18 protein-coding genes are annotated in these 18,752 nt (G+C 65.8%); 7 read left to right on the top strand and 11 right to left on the bottom strand.

Annotated elements, in window-relative coordinates:
• Positions 1-15: 15 nt before the first annotated feature.
• Positions 16-1,125, top strand: coding sequence for an acyl-CoA dehydrogenase family protein (locus ACJ512_RS18700; RefSeq protein WP_407689266.1), 1,110 nt, complete (start codon positions 16-18; stop codon positions 1,123-1,125).
• Positions 1,122-2,129, top strand: coding sequence for an acyl-CoA dehydrogenase family protein (locus ACJ512_RS18695; RefSeq protein WP_407689265.1), 1,008 nt, complete (start codon positions 1,122-1,124; stop codon positions 2,127-2,129). The genes ACJ512_RS18700 and ACJ512_RS18695 overlap by 4 nt, the downstream gene beginning before the upstream one ends.
• A 23-nt stretch (positions 2,130-2,152) precedes the next feature.
• Here ACJ512_RS18695 and ACJ512_RS18690 read toward each other — a convergent pair whose 3' ends face one another.
• The 6 genes from ACJ512_RS18690 to ACJ512_RS18665 all read right to left on the bottom strand — a co-directional run bounded on the left by ACJ512_RS18690 (position 2,153) and on the right by ACJ512_RS18665 (position 7,574).
• A complete protein-coding gene (locus tag ACJ512_RS18690) occupies positions 2,153-2,917 on the bottom strand; it encodes an enoyl-CoA hydratase/isomerase family protein (RefSeq protein WP_407689264.1) in 765 nt (254 codons plus the stop codon).
• 1 nt (position 2,918) lies between these two features.
• Complete coding sequence (locus tag ACJ512_RS18685) at positions 2,919-3,935, bottom strand: acyl-CoA dehydrogenase family protein (RefSeq protein ID WP_461480141.1); 1,017 nt, start codon at positions 3,933-3,935, stop codon at positions 2,919-2,921.
• Positions 3,936-3,970: 35 nt separating this feature from the next.
• Positions 3,971-5,101 carry an acyl-CoA dehydrogenase family protein gene (locus ACJ512_RS18680; RefSeq protein WP_407689262.1) on the bottom strand — a complete coding sequence of 377 codons (1,131 nt, stop codon included), beginning with the start codon at positions 5,099-5,101 and terminating at the stop codon, positions 3,971-3,973.
• 7 nt (positions 5,102-5,108) lie between these two features.
• Positions 5,109-5,870 (bottom strand): SDR family NAD(P)-dependent oxidoreductase, encoded by a 762-nt coding sequence (locus ACJ512_RS18675; RefSeq protein ID WP_407689261.1) that lies wholly within the window; start codon positions 5,868-5,870, stop codon positions 5,109-5,111.
• A 44-nt stretch (positions 5,871-5,914) separates the two neighbouring features.
• On the bottom strand, positions 5,915-6,367 hold the full coding sequence (locus tag ACJ512_RS18670; RefSeq protein WP_407689260.1) for a MaoC family dehydratase: 453 nt from the start codon (positions 6,365-6,367) through the stop codon (positions 5,915-5,917).
• Between the two features lie 76 nt (positions 6,368-6,443).
• Entirely contained in the window at positions 6,444-7,574 is a 1,131-nt protein-coding gene (locus ACJ512_RS18665; protein WP_407689259.1) for an acyl-CoA dehydrogenase family protein, read from the bottom strand.
• Between the two features lie 90 nt (positions 7,575-7,664).
• Here ACJ512_RS18665 and ACJ512_RS18660 point away from each other — a divergent pair, with 90 nt between their 5' ends.
• Both ACJ512_RS18660 and ACJ512_RS18655 read left to right on the top strand, forming a co-directional pair.
• Positions 7,665-8,888, top strand: a complete 1,224-nt coding sequence (locus tag ACJ512_RS18660) for an acyl-CoA dehydrogenase family protein (RefSeq protein WP_407689258.1) — start codon at positions 7,665-7,667, stop codon at positions 8,886-8,888.
• A 99-nt stretch (positions 8,889-8,987) separates the two neighbouring features.
• The gene (locus ACJ512_RS18655; RefSeq protein WP_461479793.1) at positions 8,988-10,673 is read left to right on the top strand and encodes an IS1634 family transposase; all 1,686 of its coding nucleotides are present in this window, start codon (positions 8,988-8,990) and stop codon (positions 10,671-10,673) included.
• A gap of 107 nt (positions 10,674-10,780) precedes the next feature.
• Here ACJ512_RS18655 and ACJ512_RS18650 read toward each other — a convergent pair whose 3' ends face one another.
• Positions 10,781-11,203 carry a nuclear transport factor 2 family protein gene (locus tag ACJ512_RS18650; protein WP_407689078.1) on the bottom strand — a complete coding sequence of 141 codons (423 nt, stop codon included), beginning with the start codon at positions 11,201-11,203 and terminating at the stop codon, positions 10,781-10,783.
• 228 nt (positions 11,204-11,431) lie between these two features.
• On the opposite strand from ACJ512_RS18650, the gene ACJ512_RS18645 reads away from it, so the two are divergent.
• Entirely contained in the window at positions 11,432-12,964 is a 1,533-nt protein-coding gene (locus ACJ512_RS18645; protein WP_407689090.1) for a class I adenylate-forming enzyme family protein, read from the top strand.
• A gap of 49 nt (positions 12,965-13,013) precedes the next feature.
• On the opposite strand, the gene ACJ512_RS18640 is transcribed toward ACJ512_RS18645, so the two are convergent.
• Entirely contained in the window at positions 13,014-13,829 is an 816-nt protein-coding gene (locus ACJ512_RS18640; protein ID WP_407689079.1) for a mycofactocin-coupled SDR family oxidoreductase, read from the bottom strand.
• A gap of 232 nt (positions 13,830-14,061) precedes the next feature.
• The gene (locus ACJ512_RS18635) at positions 14,062-15,060 is read right to left on the bottom strand and encodes an LLM class flavin-dependent oxidoreductase (RefSeq protein ID WP_407689080.1); all 999 of its coding nucleotides are present in this window, start codon (positions 15,058-15,060) and stop codon (positions 14,062-14,064) included.
• Between the two features lie 276 nt (positions 15,061-15,336).
• Here ACJ512_RS18635 and ACJ512_RS18630 point away from each other — a divergent pair, with 276 nt between their 5' ends.
• A complete protein-coding gene (locus ACJ512_RS18630) occupies positions 15,337-16,158 on the top strand; it encodes an SDR family NAD(P)-dependent oxidoreductase (RefSeq protein ID WP_407689081.1) in 822 nt (273 codons plus the stop codon).
• A 59-nt stretch (positions 16,159-16,217) separates the two neighbouring features.
• Here the strand turns inward: ACJ512_RS18630 and ACJ512_RS18625 are convergent, their stop codons facing one another.
• Positions 16,218-16,838: an isochorismatase family protein gene (locus ACJ512_RS18625; protein ID WP_407689082.1), complete on the bottom strand. Its 621-nt coding sequence runs from the start codon at positions 16,836-16,838 to the stop codon at positions 16,218-16,220.
• 45 nt (positions 16,839-16,883) lie between these two features.
• The gene (locus tag ACJ512_RS18620; RefSeq protein WP_407689083.1) at positions 16,884-17,711 is read right to left on the bottom strand and encodes a mycofactocin-coupled SDR family oxidoreductase; all 828 of its coding nucleotides are present in this window, start codon (positions 17,709-17,711) and stop codon (positions 16,884-16,886) included.
• 167 nt (positions 17,712-17,878) lie between these two features.
• Here ACJ512_RS18620 and ACJ512_RS18615 point away from each other — a divergent pair, with 167 nt between their 5' ends.
• Positions 17,879-18,709, top strand: coding sequence for an enoyl-CoA hydratase/isomerase family protein (locus tag ACJ512_RS18615; RefSeq protein ID WP_407689084.1), 831 nt, complete (start codon positions 17,879-17,881; stop codon positions 18,707-18,709).
• The last annotated feature ends 43 nt before the right edge of the window (positions 18,710-18,752 follow it).

Below are 18,752 nucleotides of genomic sequence, written 5' to 3'. Positions count from 1 at the left end.
GCTTACCGGCGCGCCGTGCGTGAGTACGTTGGGCAGGATCCGCTTCTGCAACGGTGGCGCAACTCTTGCTACTCCTCGACCGAGACGCACATGGCCGAGCATGCGGCGCTGATGGCGCAGCTCTTCGAGGGTGGATGGAATCGGTACGGCTGGCCCGTCGATGCGGGTGGCTTCGGCGGCGACGAGCGGCATCGCGCCGTGCTGTATGACGAACTGAGCGCGGCGGGTGTGGATGTACCCGAGCAGCAGATGCTGCTGGAGACGCTAGGGCCGGCGGTCCTGCGGTTCGCGCCGGCGCTGGGCACGCAGTTTATGCCCGCCTATCTCGCCGGGCAGGAATGGTGGGCCCAGTCGTTCTCTGAGCCCGACGCCGGTAGCGATCTGGCCGGTCTGCGGTGCCGGGCCCGCCGGCAGGGTGATCATTATGTGCTGTCCGGCCAGAAGATCTGGACCAGCCATGGGGCCACCGCCCGGCGTCTGGTCTGCCTGGTGCGGACCGGGTCGTTGGAGAGCCGGCACCGCGGGCTGACGATGGTGATGGTCGATACCGACACTCCCGGTGTCGAGATCCGTCCGATCGCGATGGCCAGTGGACAAAACGAACTGTCCGAGGTGTTCTTCGACGACGTCGAAGTGCCCGCATCTCGATTGCTGGGCGATGAGGGACAAGGCTGGCAGGTCGCGATGTTTCTGTTGCAGTTCGAACGGGTGATGTATGCCTGGTTGAGTGCCACTGTCGCTGGTCGCAAGCTACGAGAGTTGCGTGACGCTGTCGACGAACTGCCCGATGGCGGCGTGCGCCAGCTCGGCGAGTGCTACACCGACATCGCCACGCTCAAAGCGCGCAGCGCCAACACGGTGCGCCGGCTGGCCGCCGGGGACACCGTAGGTCCGGAGGCCAGCGTGGACAAGATCCTGCTGGCCACGGTCGAGACCGGCCTGCACGACGCCGCCCGCGACCTGTTGCCCGGCGAATTCCTCTTCGGCGAGGGTCCACTGGCGGCGCGATGGCGGGACGACTGGTGGTACAGCCGGGCCTCGACGATCATGGGCGGGTCCGCCGAAGTGCAACGCGGCATCATCGCCGACCGAGTGTTGAACCTGCCCAAGGAACGAACCACGTGAGCGCCGTACAGACATCGGGATTCGACACCGCGACCCGCGAGGAGATCGCCGCTTCGCTGCGTGAGCTCTTCGAAAAGCGGACCGGGGCCCAGGACATCGCGCCGCTGCTCGCCGAGCTGGGCTGGGCCGAGGTTCTGGCCGAGGATCCCGCCACCGCTGTCACGCTGCTTTTCACCGAACACGGTCGGGCACTGGCATCCTCGCGCGCGTTGGACGACGTCATGCTGGCAGAGCTGTCCGAGGTATTGCCGACCGGCCGGCGCCGGGCGGTAATTTATCCGCATCCACCGGAGGGATCGGTGGCGCTGCGCTGCGACGAGCCGATCGTCGGGCTGAGCCTCGGGTCGCTCACCGACGTCGATGAGGCCGTGCTCGCCGCGACGCTGCCCGGTGGAGCAGTGGGACTCATTGCGCTGACGGCCGCCGACTTGCGCGTGTCGGCCGAGCCCCTGGGGGGCTTCGACTTCGACAGCGGCTGGCGGATCGTGACCGCTGTCGTGGCGAAGGACGTCGAGGCCGTCTGCGCGGCAGCGCAGTGGGATCGCGCGGTGGCGGCCGGACGGCGCGCCCTGGCGGCCGAGATCCTCGGGGTTTGTGACACCGCACTTAACCTGGTTGCCTCGCACGCCGCGGCCCGGGTCCAGTTCGGACGTCCGATCGGCTCCTTTCAGGCTGTCCGCCACCGGCTTTCGGAGGCCTACGTAGCCATGGTCGGTGCCCGAGCGGTGCTCGACAACGCCTACACGGTCGCGGGAAGCAACGCAGAGGTGTGGGCGGCGCTGATCGCCAAGATCCGCGCCGGGCACGCGCAAGCGGTGCTGATGCGCCACGCGGTGCAGGTATTCGGTGCGATAGGCCTGACCAGGGAAAGCGACATTCACCGATACGTCGAGCGCGCCGCCGCGTTGGACGCACTTCTCGGTGGTCACCAAGCGCTCACCGAAGTCGTCGGCAGCGCATTTTTGGATGGCGATGAGGTGGATGCGGCGTTCGAGATGCTGTGACCGGCGCCGGTACGCGCCGCCGGCTACTGACCGGTGAATACCGCTTTTTCGCGGGCCAGGTTGGCGGCGATGCCGATCTTGCTGTCATTGGTGGCCCACAGCTTCTGCTGTTGATCGAGCTCACGCTCCAGCACCACGCGAACACGGTTCGCCAGTGGGGTCCGCAGCGTTTCCCGGATCGACTGCACGGCAAGGGGAGCAGCCGCCGCGATCTCGGCTGCCCAGTTCAGCGCTTCGGTCCGCAGCTCCGCGTCGGGCACCAGCCGATCGACCAGTCCGATCTCGAAGGCATGCTGACCATCGATGCGTCGACTGGTGTAGAGCAGGTCCATCGCGTGTTGGGCGCCCACGATGGCGGGCAACGTCTCGGAGAGCCCGAAACCCTGGTGGAAGCCCAACATCGAGAAGTTGGCGTGGAACCGGCTCGATGGGGTGGCCACCCTGAAGTCGGCTGCGCAGGCCAACCCCAAGCCTCCGCCGACGGCGGAGCCCTGCACCGCCGCGATGATCGGCACCTTCGCGTCGAACAACCGAATCGCCTCGCGGTAGAGCAGCCCCGAAGAACGGGACCGATCGCCCTCCATCTCGCCGTCGGCGAAGTTGGCCCCGGCGCAGAAATGCTTGCCCTCTGAGCACAGGACGATCGCGCGCGTGCCATGGGCGTGCAGTTCGTCTGTCGCATCGACGATCTCGCAGATGAGCTGACGGTCGAAATAGTTGGCCGGAGGCCGGTTGATCTCGATCACCGCGACATAGTCGTCGGTACTTACAGTGATGTTGCGGGTCATGTCAAACTCCGATCGTGGAACCGGCGGATGTCACGGCAGAGGTCAATCCGCCCCGTTCAGTTATGGCCTCGCCAAGGCGCAGGTTCAGCGTCGTCTCGTCGCCGAAGTCACCACGCCAGGTGTGCAGGCGCCGCGAGAACAGTTGTAGGGAGTACTCCTGCGTCATCCCGATCGCGCCGTGCGCCTGGTGGGCGGCCCTTGTCACCAGACCGGCATGGCGGTTGGCCAGCGACTTCGTCGCGACGATCTCAAACGATGCCGGCCCCCGCAGGGCGGCGGCCCCGGCCCGGTCGACAGACAGTGCTGTCAGCGCCGACGCCTGGGCGAGTTCCACGATGTGTGCCTGGACGGCTTGGAACATACCGATCGGTTTGCCGAACTGGACCCGCTGCCCAACGTAGGTTTTGGTCAGTTCGAACACCGCAGTGATCGCACCGGCCGTCTGTGCTGCGCGCAGCAGTGCCCCGCGCAGCAGGACATCGTCGACACCCATCTCGGCGGGGTAGCAGTCGACCGCGACGTCGAGGGCCCGGATCGTGTCGCGCGGCATCCCGGCCAGGTCGGCTCCCGCGGTGACATCGAGGTGCTCGGGGTTGATCAAGACTACCTGTACCCGGGCCGATTCATCGGGCACCACCGCCACGATGCGGGTGGCGCCACGCACCCAGGGAACGTGGGCTGCTGTTCCTGTCAGTCGCCCGCCGGCAAGGGCGAGTTCACCCGGATCGGGCACGACGGCAAGCGGTCCGGCAGGCACCTCGGCCCCCGCCCGCGCCAATAGCCAGGCAGCAAGACTGGTTTCGGCCAACGGCAGCGGCACCGCATAGCGGCCGGCGCCCTCCATCACCGCGAGCAGGTCCAGCAGTGAGCCCCCGGAGCCGCCGCTGTCCTCGTCGATGCCGACGAGGGGCAAACCGAGTTCGTCGACGGAGCGCCAAAGCTGCGGTGAGGGACCGTCACGTTCGACGTCGGCGATGACCTCGGGGGTGAAGCTCTTGGAGAAATAATCCCGGACCATCCCAACGAGGTCGGAATCACGGTGGACGGTTTGGCTCATGGTTTGACCAACGCTTTCGCAATGATGTTGCGCAGGATCTCGGTGGTGCCGCCCCGGATGGTGAACGCCGGCCCGGTGAGGACGGCCCTGGCGAGCAGCGACTCGTACGGGTCGGAGGACGTCAGTTCGGGTGTGCGCCCGAAATGCCGCAGCACGATCTCGATGCATTCCTGCTCGAATCGGGTGGCCATCTCCTTGGCCAGGGCAGCCTCCACCGTCGGGGATTCGCCACGGTCCACTGCCCGTGCGATCGACAGCGACAATCCGTGAAATCCCCAGCAGCGTGCGGTAACCGAACCCAATTCGGCCTGCGCCCACCCGGGCACCGCCCCGGACAGATTCGCCGACCAGTGCTGCAGCACCGGCATCACCGACATCCACCGGTCGACCCCGCCGCGTTCCAGCACCAGCTCGGCGGTGTTCTGGCCCCAGCCAGCGCCCACTTCGCCCAGTCGCATCGAATCGGCGACGAACACGTCCTCGAAGGACACCTCACAGAAGTGGCGGGTCCCATCGATGAACGGGATCGGCGAGGCGGTCAGGCCCTCGGCGTTGCGATCGACGATGAGCTGGGTCAGCCCGCGGTAGCGGTCCTCGGATGTGCGGAACAATCCCAACAGATGGGTGGCCTCCGCAGCGCCCGAGGTCCAGATCTTCGTTCCGTTGAGCATCCACCCACCGTCGACCTGGACGGCTTTTGTGCGCACCGAAGCCAGATCCGATCCCGCGTCGGGTTCGCTCATCCCGATCGCGAAGGAGAATTCACCGCTGGCGATGCGCGGCAGGAAGTGGCGCTTCTGCTCCTCGGTGCCGTTGGCGGCGATGTTGGGTCCCGACTGGCGGTCGGCGACCCAGTGCCAGCCGACGGGTGCTCCCACCGCGAGTAACTCCTCGACCACGATGAGCCGTTCGACGGCGGTGCGCCCACCGCCGCCGTACCCGCGGGGCAGGGCCATGCCCAGCCATCCCCGCGAACCCAGGTCACGCGAGAATGCCGGGTCGCTGGCGGCGGCGAAGCCGAGGCCGATGTCGTAGCTGCCCGGGGGGAGTCGCTGCGCCAGAAAGGCGCGGACTTCGTCGCGAAGCCGTAGTTCCTCGGCGCTGAGGTCGGTCGCTTCCAGCCTCATCGCCCGCTCACCGGACCATCACCAGGCCGCCATCGATCGCCAGCACCTGACCGGTCATGTAATCGGTCTCGTCGGAGGCGAGGAAAACGTAGGTGCTGGCGATCTCTTCGGGATCGGCCCACCGCTTCAACGGAATCCGTTGCAGGTAATTGTCATTCAGTTTCTCGTTGCTTCGCAGATTCTCGGTCATCGGGGTCGCTGCCGCGGGAGCCACCGCGTTGACGACGATGTTGTAGGCGGCGAGCTCGCGGGCGGCCGACCGCGTCATGCCCAGCAGTGCGGCTTTGGCCGCGGCATAGTTGATCTGCCCGATTGTCCCGTTGATGCCCGCCGAGGAGGTCGTGAAGATGATGTGGCCCTTCTTGGCTTCCTGCATTCCCGGCACGACGGCCTGCAGCCAGTAGAACGAACCGTTGAGGTGGATGTCGAGCACCGTGGACCACTGCTCGTCGGTCATCTTCCACAACATCGCCGGCCGTGTCACCCCCGCGTTGCTGACCAGCACCGTGATCGTTCCCAGCTCGCCGGCGATGCGCGCCGCCGCGTCGTTGACGGCGGAGCGCTGCGACACATCGCAGGCGACGGCGATCGCCGTCCCGCCGCTGGCGGTGATCTCGTCGGCCACGCTTTGTGCACTCGACTCGTTGATGTCGACCACGGCCGCCCGGGCACCCTCGGCCGCGTAACGGATCGCGATCGCGCGGCCCAACCCTTGACCGGCGCCGGTGACTACCGCGACTCGGTCAGCGAGTCGCACCGAGTTTGACATGAATTTCCTCCTTGATGGCTTCGATGTCGGTAGTGCGGAAGCACTCAGAAGTACAAGCGGGTGATCGACTCTGCTACACAGACCGGTTTGTCACCACCCCGACGTTCCACGGTGGCCAGCCACACGACCTGAACACCGTCGGGCACGTCCTCGACAGCGGCGATGCCGAGCCGAACGCGCACCAGGGAATCAACGGGCAGCGGGGCTGGGAATCGCACTTTGTTGAGGCCGTAGTTCACGCCCATCCGTTTGTTGGTCACCTCGAAAATGTTGTTCATCAACGGGGGAAGCAACGCCAAAGTGAGGTAGCCGTGAGCGATCGTTGTGCCGAACGGCCCTTCGGCTGCCCTCGCCGGATCGACGTGGATCCACTGGTGGTCGTCGGTGGCGTCGGCGAACAGGTTGATCCGGTCTTGATCGACGGCCAACCACTCGCTCACGCCGAGCTCCTGGCCCACCAGGGACCGCAGTTCGTCGGGACCTTCTATTGTGCGCACGGAACGCCTTTCGTCGAATTGCGTTGATCGGTCATGGCTGTCGGCCGTGCAGGTCGGTCCAGCGCCCGCGGGGCACTCATCCGATGAGTCTTCGCACCACGTCGTAGTCTGCGGCGAGTACCAGATCGGTCAGGTGGGCGAGCTCCTGGTCGGGGTTGCCCAACAGGTGTTGGGACGCGGTGGCCCGTTTCAGGTAGAGCTGTATCTCGTGTTCCGCGGTCAGGGCGAGGCCGCCGTGTATCTGCATGGCGGTGCGCGCCGCCTGCCAGTACGTCTCGAGCGCGGTGATCGCGGCGACGGCTGCCGGCACCGGCGATCGTGGCTGATCGAGCCCCTCGAAGGCCGCTTCCACGGCCGCGGTGGCGGCCTGCACCGCCACGAACAGATCGGCGCAGCGGTGCTTGATGGCCTGGAACGCACCGATCGGACGACCGAACTGGATCCGAGTCTTGGCATGGTCGACCGATATGTCGAGCAGGTGCTGGGCGCCACCGACGGCGTCGGCCGCCACGGCCAGACGCGTGAGGTCTTGCAGCTGGGTCAGCACCGGTCCCGCCGGGACGGGATTGCCCATCGGCCCCATCGGAACGGCGAAAGCCTGTCGCCAGCTCACGGCGGCCACCGGCCGGGTCACATCCAGGGAGTCAAGATTGGTGACCTCAACCCCGGCGTCGGTGCGGTCAACGATGAAGAGTCCGACACCGGCGTCGGTGTGGGCGGCAACGATGAACCAGTCGGCGGTATCAGCCTCGAGAACTGCTGGGTCATCCCCGGTCAGCCGCCACACGTCGCCCTCACGAGTGACCCGCGGCGAGGTGTCATCGAGCGGGCCTACTGTCAGTGCCACCCGTGCCGCGCCCTCGGCGATGCCGGCCAGCAACTCGGCGAACTGTGCCTCGGTCCGGGCCCATCGGATCGCGGCGGGCGCGAGCACGGCACTGCTCAGATACGGCACGGGCAACAGGCAGCGCCCCGCTTCGATCAGGAACGCGGCCAACCCCGACGCCCCGACATCAGCGCCGCCGTACTGTTCTGGAACTGCGAATCCGAAGATGCCCAGCTCCGCCAGGCTTCCGACCAGGTCAGGGTCGGCACGTTGCCCCGACTCGGCAAGCCTGCGGGTACGGGTCAGCGGAGCCAGTCGCTGCAGGCCATCGCGAACCCAGAGCCGGAACTCGATCCGGTCGTCGTCGGTAAGCGCGGCCACCGGCTCCTCCTCGTGCGATGTCGGCCCAGCGATAGGGCTAATATAGTGTAATGTATAGATGATTGTGGGACGTAATGCTGTGGGGTATCGATGACTCAGGAACGGCCGGGCGAAACCGCCGGCTTCCGTGACGAGGTCCGCGCTTTTCTGTGCGACAACCTACCCGCGGATTGGGCCGGGGTCGGCGCCCTACCGGGACCGCAGCGGCGCGAGTTCGTAAGTCGGTGGCGGTGGCTCATCGGGCAAGCCAGACTGATCGGTGTCACCTGGCCGGTCGAATACGGCGGGCGCGGTCTGACCAAGATCGATCACCTTGTGGTTGTCGAGGAGTTCTCTCGGGCCGGGGTCCCCGTTGGAACGCCGGGGGATACCGTGTCGGTCAAGCTCATCGGAAACACACTGGCAGCATGGGGAACCCACGATCAGAAGTCACGATTCCTGCCACGAATCATCAGCGGCGAGGATGTGTGGTGCCAAGGCTACTCCGAGCCGGAGGCGGGTTCTGATCTCGCCAGTCTGCGAACCCGCGCCGCACTGGACGGCAACGAATGGCACATCGATGGGCAGAAGATCTGGACGTCGAACGCGCACAATGCCAACTGGATGTTCCTGCTGGCCCGGACCCAGCCGGGTGTGCCGAAGACCAAAGGCATCTCCATGTTGCTCATGCCGATGGATCAGCCGGGTGTCGATGTTCGACCGATCACCATGCTCAACGGCGCCAAGGAGTTCTGCGAGGTCTTCTTCACCGACGCGCGCACCGCGGCGGATCTGGTTGTGGGCGAGGTCAACGACGGTTGGCGGGTGGCCAATTCCCTCCTGAGCCACGAGAGGGGCGAGGAAGCGGCGGTCAACCCGATCCTGTTCGCCCACGAGCTGCGGCGGGTGTTCGACATGGCCAAGCAGCGCGGCGCCGACCAACAGCCCGGTACCCGGGAGCGCCTCGGGCGCGCCTATCTCGGCGTTGCGGTGATGAAGGCGATGGGGGACAAGATCCTTGCCTCCTACATGCGCGATGGAACCCTGGGCCCCGAGGCCTCGGTGGCGAAACTGTATTGGAGCGAATACCACCCGGGCACCACGCGCTTGGCGGTCGACATACTCGGCCGTGACGCGCTGTATTGGGAGGGCGACATTCCCATGCGCTTTTACCGAGCCGACGACGCTGGTGCGCCCAACGATTCGGGCTCGTGGCTGTCTGTTCACCTGTGCAATGCGATGGCGGGCACCATCTATGCCGGTACTTCAGAGATCCAGCGCAACATCATCGCGGAGCGCATTCTCGGGCTGCCGCGCGAGACACGTGCGATGTAGCACCACCCTCCTAGCGGGAGTTTCCGGCCTTCGTAGTTGAGCGGCGTGTCTTGTGTTGTGGTGCTTGAGGTTTGTGTGATTGGGGTGTATTACCCATATATGGCGTCGATCGTGGGTAAGCGACGCGGCAAGCAGACCTATTACTACCTGGTGGAATCGGCCCGCGTGCAGGGCAAGCCGCGCATCGTGTCTCAGCAGTATTTGGGCAGCGCGGAGGAGGTGATGGCGAAGCTGTCCGAGACGCCGGCCGGGCAGCCGATCCGTAGCCAGCACAAGCAGTTCGGGGATCTGGCTGCGGTGTGGTCGATGCTGGCCCGGCTGGATGTGGCCGGCATCGTCGACGAGGTGGCGCCCCGGTACGCGAACGCGGCCGCATCGGTGGGCACCTATCTGGCGCTGGCGTGCGCGAACCGGATTGTCGACCCGTGTTCCAAGCGCGGCTTCGCCGACTGGTGGGCGACCACGGCCGGGCCGCGGTGGGTGAAGCTGGACCGGGCCGCGGTGGATCATCGCCGGTTCTGGGACGCGATGGACCGCCTCGGCCAGACCGAACTGCGTGAGATCGAGACCCGGCTGGGACGGCGGATGGTGACCGAGTTCGGGCTGGATTTGACCGGGCTGGCGTTGGACATGACCAACTTCGCCACCTTCATCGACACCGGCAACGACCGCGCGCCGATCGCGCAGCGGGGCAAGGCCAAGCAGAAACGCACCGATCTGCGGTTGGTCGGGCTGGCCCTGGTCGTCACCCGCGACGGCGGGGTGCCGGTGATCGCGCACGCCTATCCCGGGGACCGGCCCGATGTCACCCAGTTCAGCACCGTCGTCGACGAACTGGTCACCCGCTACCGGGACCTGGTCGAGCACGTGGAGTCGCTGACCGTGGTCTATGACGCCGGGCAGAACAGCGGCGACAACCATGCGGTGGTGGAGGCGCACGGGATCGGGTTCGTCGGTTCGCTGCCGCCCAGCGATCACCCCGAACTGCTGCAGATCCCGACCCGGGACTACCGGCCCGTGGACGACGACCGCTACCCCGGGCTGCGCTATGTCGACACCACCGTCACCGCGCTCGGCGTCACCCGCCGAGCGGTGCTCACCCACTCGGCGAACCTGGCGGCCAAGCAATCCCGCGGCCTGGACCAGACCCTGGCCAAGGCCCGGCGCCGCCTGGCCGAGTTGGCCGCTCGCCTCGCGCGCGGCCGCACCCGCCGCGACCGCGACCAGGTCCAGGCCGAGATCACCGCGATCTGCAAGCCCCGCTGGGTCGCCGACATCATCACCGTCACCCTGACCGGCGAGGCGCCCGCCCAGTTGAGGCTGTCCTGGCGCACCGACACCAAGGCCCGAAAGCGCATGGAAGAGCGGCTGTTCGGCAAGCGCATCCTGTTCACCAACCGCGACTGGCCGGTGCCCGACGTGGTGGCCGCCTACCGATCGCAATCCGACGCCGAATTCGGGTTCCGCCAGCTCAAGGACCCCCACGTGGTCTCGTTCAGCCCGATGCACCACTGGACTGACTCCAAGATCCGGGTGCACGTGTTCTACTGCGTGCTCGCCCTGGCCGTCGCCCACCTGATGCGCCGCCAGACCGAGCACGCCGGGCTGCACCTGTCGGTACGCGAATTGCTCGACGAACTCGTCGGCATCCAAGAGACCGTGTTGATTTACCACGACGGCAGCAAGGGACGGCCCCGCGTGCAGCGCATGCTCACCGACATGAACCCCACCCAACAGCGACTCGCCGACCTGTTCGCAATCCACCAATACGCACCCACCCGCTGACCAACAGCGCCCAACACCGCGAGTTGGGTAATACACCAGCCCTGCCCAAAAACACAACCCCACCAGGGCAAATCAGGCCGTCGCTCAACGAAGGCCGGAAACTCCCGCTAGGGGAGCAACGCCTCGGCCAGCACAATAGGGTTGTGGAACTCGGTCCACGACCGGATCATGCCGTCATCGAATTCGAACACGGCGATGTAAGAGTTTCGGTACGGCTTCCCGGTTTTCCGGGCCGCGAAATCGCCGTGGTATCTGGCGATCACGGTCTTGCCGTCTGTTGCCGAAAGGAGTTCGTCGATGTACAGCGGATGGGGGTCAAACAGACTGGCCACCCCGGCGAAAAGCTGCCGAACCTTGTCTTTACCATCGGCATGTGACCAAAAGCCGGTGCGTTCATCCTGGAATGGCAGCCGTATTTCGATGTCGTCGGCAAACAGGGCGATAGCTTGGTCGAAGTCACCCGTCGAGAAGTGGCTTAACAGCCGCTTCACCCTGTCGGTGTGTTGCAAATCGCCTTTGACGTCAACCATTTCGAACTCCCTCCAGGGTCCCCGAATCCATACCGTGGCTCGTGCGACGCGCGGGTCGGGGACTGTCGCGAGGAGGCCCAGCGACCCGTCGAACAGCCAGCACGCTACTAGCCGCTTGACGCAAACGCCAGGTGCATCCCGCCTTTTGTGCCAACCTGCATTAAATGTGCTCGCACTCGACATCTCACGGCAGTAGGAACTGTGGACCAACGACACATCGAGGCGGGAATGACGATGGGCGACATCGTCACCGACAACGCCGAGCGGTTCCCCGATGTAACCGCCTACCGGCTCGGCTCGCGTGCGCTCAGCCACCGCGCGTTACGACAACGAAGTCTGCAACTGGTATCGGCGATGGTACAGATCGGTGTCCGCCGCGCCGACCGAGCTGCCGTGTTTGGACGCAACAGCATCGAATTCGGCGAATTGCTGGCGGCGACTGCGCTCAGTGGTATCACGCTGGCAACGATCAACTTTCGGCTCTCCAAGTCAGAAGTACTCGATGCCCTGCACCGGGTGACGCCATCGATCGTGTTCTGTGATGAGGAATTCGCCCCGGTCGTCAACGACTGCGCTGCCCAGCTGAACGGACTCCGCCACATCGTGTCCATCGGCGGGCAGCCCCCGCCCGGAATGGTGGAGTATGAGGATTTCATCGCCCAAGGGGTCGCCTCGGATCCGCCCTTCGTGGCGCGGCCCGACGACATCGCCTGCCTGCTGTTCACCAGTGGGACCACCGGAGCGTCGAAGTGTTGCATGCTCGGGCACAAAGAGCTGAGCCGAATCGCCCTCGCGGCCAACGCTGAGATGCGCACCGGCTGCGAAGACCGCGCGCTGATCAACATGCCGATGTTCCACTTTGGCGCGATCGCGATCATCGCCGCGCTGCACGCCCGCGGCGGATCGGTGGTACTACAGCGGCAGTTCGATCCGCGTGAAGCCATCGAGTTGGCCAAGACCGAACGCATCACCCTGCTGCACCTGGCTCCGGTCATGCTTCAGACGCTGTTGGACCAACCCGGCGCCGCAGCCGGTCTCGAAAACGTGCGCACGGTGCTCTATTCGGCTGCGCCGATGCCGGCGCCGACGCTGCGTCACGCGATGCGGATCATGCCACACGCCGGATTCCTCAACCTTTACGGCCAAACCGAATGCATCGTGTCCAGTCTGCCGCGCGAACTGCATTCGCTGGACACCCCGGCGGGCGTGCATCGGTTGGGTTCGGTCGGGTTTCCCTTCCCCGGCATCTCGGTGCGCATCGTCGGTGAGGACGGATCCGACGTGGCGCGTGGCGAGCCCGGGGAAATCGTCGTGCGGGCCGATTCGGTGTTTCGTGGGTACTGGAACGATCAACCGGCCACCCTCGCCACGCTGCGGGACGGGTGGTGCCACACCGGTGATATCGGACGGTTCGACGAGCACGGACTGCTGTACCTGGTCGACCGGAAAAAGGACGTCATCATCACCGGCGGTGAGAACGTCTACTCGCCCGAGGTCGAAGACGCGCTGCGCGGCCTCGACGAGGTGGTCGACTGTGCGGTGGTCGGAACGCCGGATCCGCGCTGGGGAGAAGCGGTTACCGCCGTCGTCGTGCTGCGGCCCGGTGCCGAACTCAGCCTCGCCCGGGCCCAGGAATTCCTCCGCGAGAACCTAGCGTCCTACAAGGTGCCGCGCCGGCTCGTCATCGTCGACGAACTGCCCGTGCTGCCCAGCGGCAAGATCGACAAAAAGCGCATCCGCGTCGAGGTCACCGACCGTTAGCCGATCGGCGGGCACGCTCGGGCCGAGCGGGCCGGATGGCGGGTGGGCCTCAGCGCACGGCGAAACCGGCATCGAGTGGCCAGGCTGTGCCGGTGATGAACTTGGCCTGATCGGAGACCAGGAATGCCACCGCGTTGGCGATGTCCTCGGGCGCGAGCACCGGAATGGGCAGCACGTTCTGCATGGCGGCCAGACCGGGATCGCCGGACTCGAACATCTTCTGCATCGTCTCGTTCATCACCATCCCGGTGGCCACGCCGGTCGGGTGAATGGTGTTGACGCGGATGGAGTGCTTGCCCAGGTCGTTGGCCCACACCTGCATCATGCCGACGAGGCCACGCTTTGCGGCGGTGTAGGCAAGCGCGCCGGTCACGTCCGTTCCGGTGCCCTTCAGGCCGGCGCTGGAGCTCGTGAGGACGATGGAACCCCCGCGGCCGCCGTCGATTAGCGCCGGAATCGCCGCGCGCACCGTGTTCCAGGCGCCGATCAGATCGACGTCGATGACGTCGCGGAACACCTGGTGGTCGTCGCCGCCAGACGTCAGGCGGATGACGCCGGCGTTGGCGATCACGATGTCGAGGCGACCGAATTCCGCGAGTCCGGCGGCGACGACGGCATCGACGGCGTCATGATCGCGCACGTCGGCCTGACGAGCGACGATCCGGCGGCCGGTGTTCTCGACGAGTTTGACCGTCTCCTCCAGATCCGACGGCCGAGCGTTCGGGTAGTCGATCGTGTCGATGTCGGCACAGATGTCCAGCGCGATGATGTCGCAACCGTCGCCGGCCAGCCGTACGGCATGCGCGCGACCCTGACCCCGCGCGGCCCCGGTGATGAACACGACCCGATCGTCCAAACGACCCATCTGTTTACTCCCACTTTCTCCGCACGCCAACACTGGATTCATCAACACCGGTGTGCTGTCGGTCCGGATCGACCCACCGCCACCACCGCGCTCAAACTATGGCAGTGCGATGTCAAACGTCAATAGCGCCGAAGCGAGTCGAAGCCCGAGTATCACTTGGTTGTTTCATATATGGTGGCAGTTGACTGCCAAGGTAGCCAGCGGTGACCGACGGGGTGCGCGGCGACCGTCGCTACCCGATGTTCGCGGCGGCGAACCGAACCGCGGCAGCGTCGTACTCCGATCGCCGCCGGCGGCCGACCAGAAAACTCGGTGGCGACAGGAAGGCGGTGCCGGGCAGCGCGGCGCGGGACTTCAGCATCTCTCGGGCCTGGGCGGTGTCGCCGCAGACCGCGATCGCCCAGAGCATGTCGTCGGTGACGTGCTCGGAGATCGTGTCCGGACGGCCGCCGCGGAACGCGGCGCGGATCGCGGCGACCTGGTCCTGCCACCCGTGCAATTCGACCAGCGAGTCATAGGTGCGGACCGTGAGATAAAACGCGATCTGCAGTCGCGCTTCGCGGGTGGCCCGCTGCGGGTCGGTGTCGTCGATCGCGGTTATCAGCCAACCCCACCGATGCAGGGCAGCGGCGTCCCGCCCCGAGGACGCCGCGCCGCGGGCAAGCTCAGGATCGACGACTTCGCCCCACCAGCGATCGGTGAAGACGCCGTGACCGAGCACGCCATCGGCGGTGCGGCCCGCGGTGCGCAACATGATCTTGTTGAAGGCCCCGATCAGGATTGGCACGTCGAGCCGGCCGAGGACGGGCGCGCGGATATCGGCCTCGATGTTGTAGTACTGGCCGCTGTAGCGGATCGTTTCGCCGTTTTCGGCTTCCAGGAATGCTCGGATCACCTCGACGAGTTCGGCCATCCGCGGCGCCGGGTGGTCGGCCTGTACGCCGAACCAATCCCGGTTCATCCGTGATGTTCCCGAGCCGAGGCCCAAAAACGCCCGCCCGGGGGCGATCTTGGACAGGTGGCGGACGGCGGAGGCGTGCACGAACGGTGAGCGGGCAAACGCGTAGGCGATACCGGGACCTACCATCGCTGCAGTTGTCTCCAGGGCCATTTCGGCGGACGTGACGTAGGCGTTGAGGTCGCTAAATTCGCCCGCGCAGAACGCGCCGGCTCCGGCAGCCTCCGCCTCGGCGGCACGCTGCGGGCCCGGCCAAGGCAATCCCCACTTCATGTCGATTCTCAATCCATCAGAGGTGGCTAACCTAGTTAGCTACCTAACCTTATCCTACCCCTGGCGCCAAGGCCACAACGGGCATTTATCACCCGCGTCCCGCGGCGACGGGTGCAGACCGACCCGCTGCCCACCGTCCGGCTTCCCGAGTTCACCGCGTCTCGGGCCACGCGAAATCGGCACGTGTGCACGAGCGGAATTCCCTATGATGCAGTGATCGGGCGTGCATCGCCAGACGAGATGTGCTAATGCCAAACGGCTTGAGGTGGATGAATTTTGATCATCAAGGGCAAGGTTTTCGTGGTGACCGGCGCGGGCGGCGGCATCGGCCGCGATGTGGTGTTGGCGTTGCTCGACAAGGGCGCACGAGTCGCCGCCGTCGACAACAACGGCGCCGCACTGCAGGAGACGGTCGCGCTCGCTCGCAACCACTCTGACCGGATCTCTGCACACGTCGTGGATGTCACCGACCGGGTGGCGGTGTCGTCGCTGCCCGATTCCGCGGCCCGGGAGCACGGTGTCGTCGACGGTCTCGTCAATGTCGCCGGTGTCATCCATCGCTTTGCGCGCGTCAACGACCTGGAGTTCACCGAGATCGAACGGATCATGGACATCAACTTCTACGGGGTCCTGAACATGACGAAGGCATTCTTGCCGGTGCTGTTGAAGCGTCCGCAGGCTCACATCACAGCGGTGTCGAGCATGGGTTCGTTCGTGCCCGTGCCGGGGCAAACGATCTACGGCGCCTCGAAAGCCGCCGTGAAGCTGCTGATGGAGGGACTCAACTCCGAACTGCGCGAGACCACTGTTGGCGTCAGCGTGGTGTTCCCGGGAGCCATCGCCACCAACATCGCGGTCAATTCCTGTGCGATGACGGCCGCGGAGAACGCGGCGACGGCAGCAACGATGAGGATGACCCCATCGCCCGTCGCGGCGGCCAAGCTCGTTCGCGGCATCGAGAAAGGTTCCTACCATGTACTCATCGGTTCCGATTCGGTCCTGCTGGATAAACTCTCCCGACTCATGCCTGCGCGAGCAGCAAAGATCATCTATTCGCAGATGCGTGATCTGCTGACTGACGAGCCCGGTCGGGACTGATCGGACTAAGGCGTCAAGACACCCCCGGCCGCTGCGGGGATGTTGCCGATCGATCCCAATCAGCTGTGGCGGGCCCACTCGGCGACGAGGTCGTCGACCGTCGTGAGGCGTGCCAGGAAGCCGATGGTGTTGTCCAGCACCTGTTCGGCATAGCCCATCGGGGTGCCGCCGACGGCATCGCGGGGAACGACGAGGTTGAATCCGGCCTGGCTGACGTGCCCGGCGGTGATGGGTAACGCCAAATTCAGCGATACGCCGGTCAGGACGACCGTGCGCACGCCGAGATCGCGCAGCAGGGGTAGCAGTTCGGTGCCCAGGGTGGGAAACAGACCGTGGCGGCGGGGCAGCACGAAATCAGTTGCCCCCAGCAATCCGGGAATGACCTGTGCCTCCGGGCATTCCGGCGTCCACCCGGCGGTGGCCGGTCCCAACGCCCGCCATATGCGCGCGGTCCCGGTGGGGGAGCTGCCCGCCAAAGGGCCGGCGTACGTGGCGTGAACGACATGCACGCCTGCGCCGCGGGCGGCGTCAAGAAGTCGGCCCAGAACCGGAACCAGTCCGCCGACATCGGTCGCCAAGGCCGGCAACACCGATTGTGGTCCGAGAACGCCTTGCTGGCATTCGATGCACAGGACTGCCATGGTCGCAGGGTCCTCGGGCGTGAGCGGTGATGGTGACATTGAGATCCTCGGGTGTATGGCACCCCAACACCGGGGCGCGTTGTGCTAGCGACGGATGTCCATGCTGGCGTGGACTTTCAGCACGCTGCCGGTGAGCCAGCGCCCCGAGTCGGCGATCAAGGACAAGATCGCGTTGCTGACGTCGCGCGGTTCGCTCATCGGCAGGTCCGGCAGGGCAGTCTGGATCGCATTGACCTGGTGAAGGTGGTTTTCGATCACCGTGAACAGCATCGGATTTTCCGTGATCATCGGTGTTGCACAGTCGTTTGGAGCCACCGCGTTGACGCGGATACCTTCGGGTGCAAGGAGTTTGGCGTACGCGCGCACCAGGCCCATGATCGCCAGCTTGGACATCAAGTAGGCGTCCGAGCCGCCACAGCCGTCGGTGGAGTCTAGCAGAGCCGCTGTCGAGCTGGTTGCCACGAGATTGCCGCCGAGGCCGCGTTCTCTCAGATGGGGGATCGCCACCTGGAAAGTGTTCCAGACACCGATCAACATGATGTCGATTCCGAGACGGAACGCTTCGGAAGTGTCACGCTCGTCCGGGTTGATCAGGATGACACCGGCGTTGGCGATTACCGTGTCGATGTGGCCGAAGCGGATCAGCCCGGCGTCGAAGGCCTGCTGTAGCGCGTCCTTGTCGCGGACGTCCGCCTTCGCGACGAGCATCTCCTGGCCGGTCTGCTCGACCAGGCGGGCCGTCTCGTCGAGCTCGTCGGCGGTGCCAAACTTGTAGGGCACCGCGTCGAGGTCAGTGCAGATGTCCACCCCGACGATGTTGGCGCCCTGTTCGGCGCACATGACCGCGTGCGAGCGGCCCTGGCCCCGTGCGGCACCGGTAACGAATACGACGCGGCCATCGAGTAGGGCCATGACCTGATCCTCATCTCACGGTGATCGAGGTGCGCGGCTGGGGTGGGGTTGTGTGGTCAGCCGGCTCAAATCTACCTGGGGATGCTACCTTGGGTGGCTTGAATCATACAACTATTTGATTATTTCCTTGTAGGTTGACCTTGCCGCTGCAGTGATAGGAGATCGACATGCCGGACAACCGCGATACCGCCGCTCCGCGTCCGCCGCAGGGGGATTGGCTCGGGACCCCGTATCTCTCGTTCAAGCGGGAGGGTCCGTTTGCTCTATGCACCCTCGATCGGCCGGAAGCCCGCAACGCCATGACCCCGGCCATGTACTTCGGCATCCGGTATGCCGTCAGCAGAGTCAACGCTGATCCCGACCTGGCTGGTCTGATCATCACCGGGACCGGCGACGTGTTCGCGCCCGGGGGCGACCTGGGCCAGGGTGGTGTGGACGATTGGATGGACTTCGCGGCGAACCTGGGGATGGACGTGACCCCGTTCGACAGTCTTCGCACGTCGTCGAAACCAGTGGTGGCAGCGGTCAACGGCCTCTGTCAGGGTGGGGGTCTGCAGATCGCGATGTGCAGCGACGTGGCCGTGGTCAGCGAGCGCGCGACGTTCCGGGTACCCGAACTGTTCCGCGGCATCGCCGACACCTACTACAGCCAGATGCTGGCACGCATCATCGGCCCGATCCGGACCCGGGACCTGATGCTCACCGGACGGACGCTGACCGCGCAGGAGGCACTCGACTGGGGAATCGTCAGTCGCGTGGTCGCCCATGACGCGGTCCTCGACGCCGCCCGGGACCTGCTCGCCCAGTGCGCTCGGACCGCGCCGGGTGCCCGCAGTGTGATCAAGGCGAGCCTGGACGCCTACATGGGACTCTTCGACCGCATCGGCATGCAGACCAGCCTGAACGGGGCGGAAGCTGTGGAAGGGTTCCGTGCGTTCAAGGAGAAGCGGTCGCCGGACTGGGTGCATCCCGACCTGCGGGTGACCGGCCGACTGTAGGGGCCGGCGGCCCCGAATGCCGTTTCAGCGCTGCGCGTGCCGG

The sequence above is a fragment of the Mycobacterium cajalii genome (assembly GCF_045809005.2).
Lineage (GTDB): Bacteria > Actinomycetota > Actinomycetes > Mycobacteriales > Mycobacteriaceae > Mycobacterium.
Note: the sequence above shows the minus strand (reverse complement) of the source record. Positions and strands in the feature narration are given on the sequence as shown.